This is a genomic window from Lysinibacillus sp. NPDC094403, assembly GCF_050278745.1.
Classification (GTDB): domain Bacteria; phylum Bacillota; class Bacilli; order Bacillales_A; family Planococcaceae; genus Lysinibacillus.
The window spans coordinates 605207-617042 of record NZ_JBNNTL010000001.1; the positions used below are offsets into that span (position 1 = coordinate 605207).

The 11836-nt window shown below is 37.7% G+C and carries 11 protein-coding genes; 9 read left to right on the forward strand and 2 right to left on the reverse strand.

Features of this window, described 5'->3' with window-relative positions; translation table 11 throughout:
- Positions 1-123 precede the first annotated feature (123 nt).
- Positions 124-864 (reverse strand): IclR family transcriptional regulator, encoded by a 741-nt coding sequence (locus tag ACQKMV_RS02695; protein WP_427502257.1) that lies wholly within the window; start codon positions 862-864, stop codon positions 124-126.
- A gap of 222 nt (positions 865-1086) precedes the next feature.
- On the opposite strand from ACQKMV_RS02695, the gene ACQKMV_RS02700 reads away from it, so the two are divergent.
- The 9 genes from ACQKMV_RS02700 to sdaAA all read left to right on the forward strand — a co-directional run bounded on the left by ACQKMV_RS02700 (position 1087) and on the right by sdaAA (position 10653).
- A complete protein-coding gene (locus ACQKMV_RS02700) occupies positions 1087-1959 on the forward strand; it encodes a dimethylarginine dimethylaminohydrolase family protein (RefSeq protein ID WP_427502258.1) in 873 nt (290 codons plus the stop codon).
- A 16-nt stretch (positions 1960-1975) separates the two neighbouring features.
- Positions 1976-2737: a dimethylarginine dimethylaminohydrolase family protein gene (locus ACQKMV_RS02705; protein ID WP_427502259.1), complete on the forward strand. Its 762-nt coding sequence runs from the start codon at positions 1976-1978 to the stop codon at positions 2735-2737.
- A gap of 193 nt (positions 2738-2930) precedes the next feature.
- Entirely contained in the window at positions 2931-4367 is a 1437-nt protein-coding gene (locus tag ACQKMV_RS02710) for an amino acid permease (protein WP_427502260.1), read from the forward strand.
- 40 nt (positions 4368-4407) lie between these two features.
- Positions 4408-6012 (forward strand): M20/M25/M40 family metallo-hydrolase, encoded by a 1605-nt coding sequence (locus ACQKMV_RS02715; RefSeq protein ID WP_427502261.1) that lies wholly within the window; start codon positions 4408-4410, stop codon positions 6010-6012.
- 413 nt (positions 6013-6425) lie between these two features.
- Entirely contained in the window at positions 6426-6575 is a 150-nt protein-coding gene (locus ACQKMV_RS02720; protein ID WP_427502495.1) for a hypothetical protein, read from the forward strand.
- 109 nt (positions 6576-6684) lie between these two features.
- Positions 6685-7047, forward strand: coding sequence for an Asp23/Gls24 family envelope stress response protein (locus tag ACQKMV_RS02725; protein ID WP_053594173.1), 363 nt, complete (start codon positions 6685-6687; stop codon positions 7045-7047).
- Positions 7048-7065: 18 nt separating this feature from the next.
- Positions 7066-8715: a DAK2 domain-containing protein gene (locus tag ACQKMV_RS02730; RefSeq protein WP_427502262.1), complete on the forward strand. Its 1650-nt coding sequence runs from the start codon at positions 7066-7068 to the stop codon at positions 8713-8715.
- 349 nt (positions 8716-9064) lie between these two features.
- Positions 9065-9727, forward strand: a complete 663-nt coding sequence (gene sdaAB, locus ACQKMV_RS02735; protein WP_053483331.1) for an L-serine ammonia-lyase, iron-sulfur-dependent subunit beta — start codon at positions 9065-9067, stop codon at positions 9725-9727.
- A gap of 14 nt (positions 9728-9741) precedes the next feature.
- Positions 9742-10653, forward strand: coding sequence for an L-serine ammonia-lyase, iron-sulfur-dependent, subunit alpha (gene sdaAA / locus ACQKMV_RS02740; protein WP_427502263.1), 912 nt, complete (start codon positions 9742-9744; stop codon positions 10651-10653).
- A 372-nt stretch (positions 10654-11025) separates the two neighbouring features.
- Here sdaAA and ACQKMV_RS02745 read toward each other — a convergent pair whose 3' ends face one another.
- Entirely contained in the window at positions 11026-11301 is a 276-nt protein-coding gene (locus ACQKMV_RS02745) for a transporter (protein ID WP_427502264.1), read from the reverse strand.
- Between the last annotated feature and the right edge of the window lie 535 nt (positions 11302-11836).

Here is an 11836-nt window from a genome sequence, read left to right on the forward strand (position 1 = left end):
GAGCACTCGTGTGCCTTACGCTACAATCAGTTGAAATAGGAAAATATTAGCGAAATAGCAATAAAAAATCCTTTTATCGCTTTATAATAAAGTTGTTTTTTCCCATTCAACACGCCTGCAATATTATTTTCCTCGGTAACCAAGCTTCATAGAAACACGTTTCCCAGTTTCCACTAAGCGCTCTGTAAGGGTATTAATATGTTCTGCTGAAACGTTAAAGCTAACAAAACCTATACTTACTGCACCGACTACTTCATTGAAACCATTTAAAATGGAGACTGCAATTGAAGATGTTCCTGCAGTTCTTTCCCCATGACTAATGGCAAATCCTTGTAGTCTTATTTGTTCAAGCTGTGCCTCTAATTCAGCGATTTCTTCATGAGGAATAAGCTGTTCAATAATTTCCTTTGCTTGAGAAACGGGCATTGTCGCTAAAATGGCTTTATTTGCAGCTCCAATATGCAACGGTATACGAATACCTAGCTGATCATAAATACGAATGGGATTAGCTGCACTGTCTATTCTTTCGATAATAATTGTATCTAAACCAGCGGGCTTACTTAAATAGACGCTTTCCTCGACTTCTCTTGTTAAACGCTCTAATTCGGGCCTAATTTTACTAATGTAGTCCATCGTATCATACACTTGTAAGCCGAGTTCCATCCAAATTGTTCCGAGTCGATATTGTTTAGTTTGATCGTCTTGTTCAATCATTCCTTCCTTGATCATCGCTTTTAAAATTCTATGTAATGTACTAAGTGGTAAATTGCATTTTGCCGAAAGCTCTGAAATGGACAAGCTATTTTCACTTGCTTCAGAGGCCAAAACTTTAGCGATTGTCATAGCTCGTTCTAATAATTGCATTCATGTCCCACCTCTCCTTCATTTATTTTATTTTTATTCTTTGTCTAAGTCTAGCTACATAATCGTGGATATCTATTTCGTTACGCTTCTCACCTCGAAAAGAATGAATATAGAAATTTTTCTAAATATATTGACAGTATACCTTAAAACACATATATTTTTCATATAAACTTTCCTCTATGCGGAAACGTTTTCCACTACACGGAAAAGGAGGTGAAGGGAATGCATTATTGTTCGTCAATGTATGCACCTTTGAAACACGTAATAGTAAAACATCCAAAAGATGCGTTCCGAAACCAAGAGCATCTTAGCGATGAATGGAAAACATTTAACTACTTATCAGAGCCTAACTATGATGAGGCACTTACAGAATATGCTGAATTTATGAGTATTCTAGAAAAGTATGTTGAAAAAATTGATTTTTTACCAGAATCAGATGAAGTAGGGTTAGATTCGTTGTATGCGCATGACCCTGTAAAATTCACACCAAATGGTGCCATTATCTTAAAATCTGGTAAAAAATTAAGACAGCCAGAAGCCGCTGTTTATAAAGCATTTTTACAAGAAAAGGGTATTCCAGTTATCGGAGAATTGACTGGAGAGGCTGTATCAGATGGTGGAGATATTGTTTGGCTTGATGATCGTACACTTGTTGTAGGTCGAGGCTATCGAACGAATGATGAAGCTATTCGTCAGCTAAAGGACATGACTGCGGATATTGTCGATGAATTCATTGTAGTACAGCTACCGCACGATTTAGGTGAAGCAGAATGTTTACACTTAATGTCCTTCATTAGTATGGTTGACAAGGATTTAGCGGTTGTACATTCACCATTAATGCCAGTTTTTTTTCGACAGCTTCTAATCGAGCGAGGTATTCAATTAATTGAAGTCCCGAAAGATGAGTATGATGCGTTAGGCTGTAACGTTTTAGCACTTGCACCTAGAGTATGTCTTGTTCCAAATGGAAATCCAATTACAAAACAACAATTACTTAATGCAGGCGTAACAGTTTATGAATATAAAGGAAATGAAATTACGGTAAAAGGGACAGGTGGACCAACATGTCTAACTTGCCCAGTCATAAGAGGATAAAAGGAGACGAAGTTAAATGTTTAAAAACGTTATTGTAAAAAATCCAGGGAATAGTTATGTAAATGGTTTAACGACAAGTGACTTAGGAAAACCAATTTTAGAAGTATTATTTGAGCAGCATGAAAAATATGTTGAAGCTTTAAAGAGATGTGGCGTAGAGGTTACACAGCTTCCAGCAAATGAAGCCTTCCCAGATTCAACATTCGTAGAGGATACAGCTGTTTTAACACCTGAATTTGCCATTATTTCAAATCCAGGGGCAGAAGCTCGTAATCGTGAGATTGAAGAAATCGAACCAGCTGTTAAAAAGTTCTACGGAAAATTATATTATATCGAAGGTCCAGGAACACTTGATGGCGGAGATGTATTACAGGCAGAAAAGAAATTTTATGTCGGCATCTCTGATCGTACTAATGAAGAAGGAGCTCAACAATTCAAAGAAATCGTTGAAAAAGAAGGCTATGAGGCAACGATTATTCCATTAAAGGAATTTTTCCATTTAAAAACAGGCATCGCGTATGTTGGCGAAAATCGTATGGTGGTAGCAGGAGAGTTTATCGAACACCCTGCATTCGAAACCTATGAAAAAATTATTATTCCAAAAGAGGATGAGTATTCAGCAAACTGTATTCAAGTAAATGATTATGTCATTATTCCAGCTGGTTATCCAGAAACAAATCGTAAATTAAATGATTTAGGCTACCAAACAATTGAGCTTGAAATGTCTGAATTTAGGAAACATGATGGTGGGCTAAGCTGCTTGTCATTACGTTTTTAACTTCTTTCAGCGGGTTTCCAAATATCCGCTGAAATTGAGGAACTCAGTCTAAGAACGCCACGTCCTGTGGCAACGACTATGCCGAGGCTTGATTTTCAGTACCCAATCAATTTATAGGAGATAAATTGATTGGGTACTTTAGTAAAAGTAATATCAGAATTTTTGATATATTAATAACAACTAGAGAGTGGGGATGGATGTGAGTAAAGGGGAACAACGGCAAGATAATCAATTAAACCGTTCAATGAAGAGTCGTCATTTATTAATGCTATCGCTCGGTGGAGTTATTGGAACAGGACTATTTTTAAATGTTGGCTACACAATTAATCAGGCAGGTCCTGGAGGAGCATTAATTGGTTATTTATTTGGTGGCTTAATATTGTACATGGTAATGAATTGTCTTGGAGAATTAGCTGTTTACATGCCTGTTACTGGTTCTTTCCAAACCTATGCAACACGATTTATTAGTCCTTCAGCAGGATTTTCTTTAGGATGGATGTATTTTGTTGGGTCAGCTGCCACAGCAGGGGTAGAATTTACTGCAGCGGGCATTTTGATGCAACATTGGTTTCCGCATGTCCCTATATGGATATGGTGTGCCGTATTTATGGTCTTGTTATTTACTTTAAATGCATTAACAACTAAGGGCTTTGCAGAAGCAGAATTCTGGTTTGCAAGCATTAAAGTCATTGCAGTGATTGCATTTATCGTAATAGGGGTGGCAGCAATCTTTGGATTGATTCCGTTAGCTGATCGTCCAACACCACATTTTACGAATTTAGCACCGTCTGGTTTATTCCCAGCAGGTATTGCAATTATATTTGTCACAATGATGAATGTTATCTTTTCTTATCAAGGTTCTGAACTTGTCGGTATTGCAGCAGGAGAAACTGAAAATCCAGAGAAAAATATTCCTCGGGCAATAAAGACAATTCTTTTTAGAATAATAGTTTTTTATATTGCTTCTATTATTGTTTTATCTGCCATATTCCCTTCATCGGAGCTTGGATTACTGGAAAGCCCATTTGTTACATTGATGAATTTAGCTGGCGTTCCATATGCTGCTGGCATCATGAACTTTGTTATTTTAACAGCGATATTATCAGTAGGTAACTCATGTCTATATGCTTCAACACGTTTATTATGGTCGATGTCAAAAGAGGGCATGGCTCCTAAATTATTCGGACGACTAACGAAAAATAAAGTGCCATTAAATGCACTCATTTTCACGATGCTTTTCTCGCTGCTTTCTTTATTAACGAGCGTGATGGAAGCAGATGCAGTATTTGTTTTACTCATGTCTATTGCCGGAATTTCTGTAACAATTTCATGGATGGGAATTTGCGCATCTCAATTGATGTTCCGATATCGTTATGTGAAAGCAGGAGGGGATATGGCTGAATTGAAATTTAAGACGCCATTTTATCCATTGATTCCAGTGTTCTGTATTAGTTTTTGTACGCTAATTCTTGTCTTTTTAGCATTCGATCCAACACAAAGAGTTGGTTTACTATATGGTATTGGATTCTTTATTGCTTGCATGATTTTCTATAAAGTAAAATTGAGTAAAACAAATATAGTTTCTTCTGAGGTTAAAATGAAAAATGAGGAATCACTTGATATACATTGATATGTATTCGGTGTTGAAGATCGGATAAAGGAGAATTTTTATGAATGATTATCTTTGGAATACACCTGAAAAACTACGTGCATTATTATGTGAAATTGTCAGTTGGGAAAGTAGGACATTAACAAAAGGTGAACTTGAATTTGCCTATAAACTAAAAAATAAATTGCAAACGCTTTCTTATTTTCAGGAAAATCCGGAATTTATTGAATTACATGATGCGGGCCTTGAACGCAATGCTGTGACTGCCTTGTATAAGCACCCATCTGCAACAGAAACGGTTGTGCTAATTAGTCATTTTGATACTGTCCATACTGAAGAATATGGTGAACTGGAACCATTAGCTTTCTTCCCTGAAGAGTTGACAAAAAAGCTAATGGAACCTAAATACAAAAAGGATTTACCTGAAGCGGCAAGGATTGATTTAGAATCAGGTAACTATTTATTTGGACGTGGTACGATGGATATGAAAATGGGGCTAGCTTTGCATATGCAGTTGATTGAAAAGGCAAGTATCGAAGAATGGCCAATCAATCTTATTTTAACGGCTGTGCCAGATGAAGAAGTGAACTCTGCTGGAATGCGTGCAGCAGTTGTTGAGCTTGTAAGACTTCGTGAACAGTATGGATTATCTTATAAACTATTTTTAAATAGTGAGCCTTCTTTTTCACAAGGCCCAGCTGATACCAATGAATATATTTATTCAGGAACGATCGGTAAAATTATGCCTGCTACCTTATTTTACGGAAAAGAGACACATGTAGGTGAGCCATTAAAAGGAATGACAGCAAATTTTATTGCTTCATACATGACACAACATATGGAGTGGAATCCAATATTCCGTGAAACAGACCTTGGTGAAAGTACACCATTACCTGTATCCTTACAATTAAAAGATTTGAAAATGGAGTATTCTACACAAACACCATATCGTGCAGCAGCCCTTTATAATGTGTTTTTATTAAAGCGCACAGCATCGGAAGTAATGGATATTTTTGAACAAGTTGCAATAGAAGCTATGGCAGCTTGTAATGAACAATATAAGCGAATTTGTGAAAGAGAAAAGGTACATGGCGTAGGTGAAGTAAAAGTACTTCGATATGAGGCACTTTTAGAGCATGCGATCAAGAAATTAGGCGCTGAGGAAGTAAATTTAATAAAAAGTCAAGTTCTTGAAAATAGTGCATGGGATGATCGGGAGAAATCTATTCGCATCGTAGATCAGCTAATGATTCGTTGCCAGGAGCTAACACCGGCGACAGTGCTATTATATGCACCACCTTATTATCCAGCGATCAATTCATCCGATCATCCCCTTGTAATTCAATCGATTGAATTAATGAAGAAAACAGCAAAAACATTTGATATTGAAGTGGAGCAAATTCACTATTTTAATGGTATTTGTGATTTGAGCTATGTCAATTATTCAGATGACTCTAATGAATGGACAGCATTCGAGCGCAACACACCGGTTTGGGGAGACACTTACAGTATTCCATTTGAAGCAATGTCCGCACTACAAGGCCCTGTTTTAAACGTTGGCCCTTTTGGCAAGGATGCCCACCAAAAGACTGAAAGGTTACATGTGGATAGCGCATTTAAAGAAATGCCAGTGATGATTGATACGCTTATAAAAAGCCTATTTTAATTTAAGACATAAAAAGCGTAGCGACAGCAAAAAAGCGCCCAGTCGGAATGGAAATCAACCCCTCGCTTGCCGAAGAATCATATTTTTTAACATGACACCTTCATTTCATTGACACAATAGTTTTTCAAAAACATGAAAGCTGATCTTTGATAATAAAGAATCAGCTTTTTTATTTTTTTAGAAAATATCTAATGAAACGAAGTGAAATGCCTGCTATAGAAGTTTGTTCTTGACTACGAAACCTGCCAAGCAATATGGTAGGTTTTTTGATCTTTTTTAAAAGGTGGATCAAATTCCGCTCATTTTTCTACCATTTTTGCAAAAGACTACTTGTATCTTTTATTATTTAAACGATAAAAATAGGACAAATAAGCATCTTCATTTAGACAAATGTTTTTTTAGCGGCAGTCAGCATCGGGATGTGTCATGCTAAGATCTCAAATAACGAGCAATTGAAAACATGCTGTGAATTAGCCGATCAAGCATTGAAAACAGCAAAACAAAAAGGTCGTAACAACTTTTACAGCAAAAGTGGAAATTTCGATGAAGATGTATCTTTCTAATGTCAGTAAAACGTTGATACAGTGCGCTTTCAGGCTTTCCAAGGTTGCTTAATGTGTAACGAAAGTGTTACAATATAATTTAGTCAAAAAGAGCCAAGGGGGCATTTCTATGTCAATTGAATTAAACAATGAATTCGGCCAAATTGATATTTCAACAGATGTACTTGCACAAATAGCTGGTGGCGCTGCTGTAGAATGCTACGGTATTGTTGGCATGGCATCTAAACATCAAATTCGTGATGGTCTAACTGATATTTTACGTAAAGAAAATTTTGCAAAAGGTGTTGTTATTCGAAAACAGGACGACGATTTACATATTGATATGTACATTATTGTTAGTTACGGGACAAAAATTTCGGAAGTTGCTTATCAAGTACAATCGAAAGTGAAATATACAGTTGATAAAACATTAGGTATGAGCGTGAAATCTGTCAATATCTTTGTGCAGGGCGTTCGTGTAGCGAATGATTAAGAGGAGGAACTAAATCGAATGCAGTCTTTAGACGGAATAAAGTTTGCTGAAATGGTGCAAATGGGTGCCCATCACCTATTCCAAAATGCAAATTATGTTGATTCATTAAATGTATTTCCAGTACCGGATGGTGATACAGGAACAAATATGAACTTATCGATGACATCTGGGGCAAAGGAAACGGAGCTTAATGCTTCAGAACATATCGGCAAAACAGCCCAAGCCTTATCAAAAGGTTTACTTATGGGAGCACGTGGAAATTCAGGCGTTATTTTATCGCAGTTATTCCGTGGCTTTGGTAAATTTATCGAAAAAGAAGCGACAATTGATGCCAAGGGCTTTGCAGGTGCCTTCCAAGCAGGCGTAGAAACTGCCTATAAAGCAGTAATGAAGCCGGTTGAAGGGACAATTTTAACGGTTGCACGAGAAGCGGCGAAAAAAGGTGTAGAAGTGGCAGAAACTGAAACCGATATCATTGCGGTGATGGAAGCATTTACTGCTGAAGCACAGGCTTCGTTGGAACGTACACCTGAACTTCTACCTGTTCTAAAAGAAGTCGGAGTTGTAGATAGTGGCGGTCAGGGCCTCCAATTTGTGTATGAAGGATTTTTAGCATCCTTAAAGGGCGAGCCATTACCGGTGAAAAACGAAGCAACTTTAGATGATTTAATTAATGCGGAACATCATAGAGCGCAAGATTTCATGAGTACTGCGGATATTGAATTTGGTTATTGTACAGAAATCATGGTACGTTTTGAAGAAGGAAAAGAGCCATTTAGCGAAGATCAATTCCGCAATGAATTAAACCCTCTAGGTGATTCTTTACTCGTTATTTCAGATGAAGAGATTGCCAAAGTGCATATTCATTCTGAGCAACCAGGCGCTGTTTTAGCAATGGGACAAAAATATGGTAGTCTTATTAAAATAAAGGTCGACAATATGCGTGAACAGCATTCTGCTATTGTTGGTGAGGATCATAAAGCACCTTCTTCAGCCAAAAAAGCAGAAAAGCATCCATATGCAATTGTAACGATTGCAATGGGCGAGGGAGTTGCTGAATTACTTCGTTCAATTGGTGCCTCTTATGTTATTGAAGGCGGTCAAACAATGAACCCTTCAACTGAAGATATTGTGAAGGCGGTACAAGAAATTGGTGCTGAAAAAGTATTGATTTTACCAAATAACAAAAATATCGTCATGGCAGCAGAACAAGCAGTAGAGCTTTTAGATATTGAAGCGGCTGTAGTTCCAACGAAAACAATCCCTCAAGGTATGGCAGCGATTCTATCGTTTAATCCAGAGGCAGCAGTTGAAATGAACCAAGCAACAATGACAGAAGCCTTTGCAAATGTTAAAACAGGTCAAGTAACTTATGCAGTTCGAGATACATCTATTGACGGTGTGGAAATTCATAAGGATGATTTCATGGCTCTTGCGGAAGGTAAAATTGTATTATCTACTCCAGCATTAAAAGATGCTGCTGAGAAGGTGATTACTGATTTAGTGGATGAAGATGCAGAAATTGTAACAGTCATCTATGGTGAGGATACAACGGAAGAAAACGCCTCAGAATTAGTGGAATTTATTGAAGAGAAATATCCAGAGGTAGAAGTAGAGTTATTTAATGGTAAACAAGGATTATATCCATATATTATTTCAGTAGAATAATTCAATCTACTTTGCGTATAAGTAGAGAAAGCAGTGCACACGCCGTGTACTGCTTTTGTTTATGGTACAAGGAGAATTGGGGATAATAAACTTAAAAATCAGCTAAGAATTAATGATCTGATGTATGTTTCCAGAGGACAACGAACTTGGAAATGCTGGAATTTAGGCATTTTGAAATCATTGTGTATACGGAGTAGACAACAATTAATCAATATTTCCGTTGTGAAATTATAGTCGTGTAAATTTTCTGAAAGTTGATAAAGAAGTGCTTTACTTTTATAGTAACTATCAAGCATGATATAAATAAAAAATCGATATTATTATATGGATAGGATAAAGGGGTGTTATTATGAAGTTTACTTCAGTATTTGATATTATCGGACCAGTGATGATTGGACCTTCTTCATCGCATACGGCAGGTGCCGCACGAATTGGGCGCGTTGCCAGAGATTTATTTGGAAGACAACCAAAGTGGGCGAAAATCCACTTATATGGTTCGTTTGCTGAAACGTATAAAGGACATGGAACAGATGTAGCTTTGGTAGGGGGCCTATTAAATTACGATACATTCGATGAGCGAATTAAAACAGCTTTTGCCGATGCAGAAAAGGCAGGGTTAGATTATGAATTTATCCCAGAAACAGCAAATATGGAGCATCCGAATACAGCTCGCCTTGTGATTGGCGATGATGAAGGAGAAATGTCTGTTGTTGGTATTTCTATCGGTGGCGGTAAAATTGAAGTGAGTGAGGTTAATGGCTTCAAGCTGCGTCTAACAGGTGGTATGCCAGCAATCCTTGTTGTTCACGATGATCGTGCTGGCTGTATTGCCAATGTGGCAAATTGCTTAGCGATGCATGCAGTCAACATTGGACATATGGAGGTTTCACGTATTGAACGTGGTTTAACTGCCCTTATGGTGATAGAAGTCGATCAAAACATCGAGGATAAAGTATTACAACAAATTTCTTTAATACCACATATTTCGAAGGTTTCTAAAATTAATAACTAAGGAGGTGTCCCAATATGGACGTATTGTTTCATAATGTTCGTGAACTAGTTGAACGAGCGGAGCAAGAAGGAAAACTAATTTCTGAAATTATGATTGAGCAGGAAATGTTAATAACTGGACGCACAAGAGAAGAAATTATACAGCAAATGGACGTTAATTTAACTGTGATGGAGGAAGCTGTTGAAAGAGGCCTAAATGGTGTGAAATCTGTAACGGGCTTGACAGGTGGTGACGCAGTATTGCTTCAAAACTACATTGCGCAAGGCAATTCATTGTCAGGGGATTTATTATTAGACGCTGTGAGTAAAGCGGTTGCAACAAATGAAGTTAATGCGGCTATGGGTACAATTTGTGCTACCCCAACTGCAGGCTCAGCTGGTGTTGTACCAGGAACACTGTTTGCGGTGAAAAATAAGCTAAATCCTACACGTGAACAAATGATTCGCTATTTATTCACATCGGGTGCTTTCGGCTTCGTTGTTGCCAATAATGCTTCGATTTCAGGTGCTGCTGGAGGTTGTCAAGCTGAGGTTGGCTCAGCTGCTGGTATGGCAGCGGCAGCGATTGTAGAGATGGCTGGTGGTACTCCGCAGCAATGTTCAGAAGCATTTGCCATTACACTTAAAAATATGCTAGGGCTTGTTTGTGACCCAGTAGCTGGATTAGTAGAGGTTCCTTGTGTTAAGCGAAATGCTATGGGAGCGGCAAATTCACTTGTGGCAGCGGATATGGCACTTGCAGGGGTTACAAGTCGCATCCCATGTGATGAAGTGATTGGTGCGATGTATCGAATTGGACAATCTATGAGTCCGAATTTGAAAGAAACTGCACGTGGAGGCCTTGCTGCAACACCAACAGGTAAAGCTATTAGCAAAGCTATATTTGACAATGGCAATTTAGAGAGTATCCAATCATTGCAAAAATAAAAGTATTAAACACGCTTCCTAAGGGAGCGTGTTTTTTTGAGGTTCTACATGGGACAGGTGTTTTATCGGTGAAAATGAAAAGAATAGTGGTGAAATAGTATGAGAGGGTAGTTTGGGCAAAGTGGATATATTTTCTTGGTGATACTCCCTATTCTAGATTCATCACAATAGCGTGTGGTTGATTTCCGTTCCGACTGGATCTTTTTAGGGGGGCGTCCGATGAGCCGCTTCGCTTGCGCTCCAGGGTCTCATCTGTGACGCTCCAATCAACTTATATACATGGCATACGTTAGAATAAATGTCATCTCTTACTTTTACTTTTGGTGATGAACCCTATCACAGCCAATAAAAAAGAAAAAGCATTTTGGAATTTTAGTAAAGGGTAGGGGTAGGGTAACAAGCAACTGCATCGATCAATCCTTCATCAAATCCGTAGAACGCCCAGTAGGCACCATTCCATCTATATCCAGATACTTCACCCATTTCTATACGAGTAGGATAAAACCAAAATTCTCTCCCGTTTCTAAGCCATACATAAGTATTTTGATATACACAATCAATAATATAGGACACAGAAGGTTTTGATGGTCTGACGTTTGGTGGAGGTGATTGTGGTCTCGTTGTCCCTTGAGGTGGAAAAAATCCCAAGTGATTTCACTCCTTTTTTCAACATTATATGCTGAGAAAAAATAAATGCATTTATTTAACCGGACTAGTAAAAACCTGAAGATTGTGAAGTTATGTATTTCAATAAACGGTGGGCTTTAGTTGAAGCTCGAAACACAAAAGAAGGCATTGAGGTATTGCTTCTTTATTTGCTAAAGGTAAAAAAGTTTATGTTCTTTAGGTTCTTATGTACGCCACTTAGAGATAACTATCCAGGCGTGTTGATTAGGAAAAAAATAGGTTAATTATTAAGCGATAATAGGATTTTTTTGTTGCTATTTTGCTAATATATTCTCATTTTTAACTGATTGTAGCGTAGGGCTACTCGAATGCTCCTGTCGCTTCGCTTTCGTCTCAGAGCAAAGCTTCCCGCGGGAAACGAGTAGCATGTAGTAGAATAAAGAGCCTTTTAATTGACTAGGGCGAATAAAAATGGTTAATCTACACACCTGATAACTATCAATCAATTATTAATCAATTGAATTGCTATCTTACTGAAAATGAAAAGTTATATAAT

Coding starts and splice junctions, on each gene's coding strand:
- ACQKMV_RS02695 (WP_427502257.1), bottom strand. CDS start 864: ATGCAATTATTAGAACGAGCTATGACAATCGCTAAAGTTTTGGCCTCT.
- ACQKMV_RS02725 (WP_053594173.1), top strand. CDS start 6,685: ATGTCAATTGAATTAAACAATGAATTCGGCCAAATTGATATTTCAACA.
- ACQKMV_RS02700 (WP_427502258.1), top strand. CDS start 1,087: ATGCATTATTGTTCGTCAATGTATGCACCTTTGAAACACGTAATAGTA.
- sdaAB (WP_053483331.1), top strand. CDS start 9,065: ATGAAGTTTACTTCAGTATTTGATATTATCGGACCAGTGATGATTGGA.
- ACQKMV_RS02710 (WP_427502260.1), top strand. CDS start 2,931: ATGGATGTGAGTAAAGGGGAACAACGGCAAGATAATCAATTAAACCGT.
- sdaAA (WP_427502263.1), top strand. CDS start 9,742: ATGGACGTATTGTTTCATAATGTTCGTGAACTAGTTGAACGAGCGGAG.
- ACQKMV_RS02730 (WP_427502262.1), top strand. CDS start 7,066: ATGCAGTCTTTAGACGGAATAAAGTTTGCTGAAATGGTGCAAATGGGT.
- ACQKMV_RS02715 (WP_427502261.1), top strand. CDS start 4,408: ATGAATGATTATCTTTGGAATACACCTGAAAAACTACGTGCATTATTA.
- ACQKMV_RS02705 (WP_427502259.1), top strand. CDS start 1,976: ATGTTTAAAAACGTTATTGTAAAAAATCCAGGGAATAGTTATGTAAAT.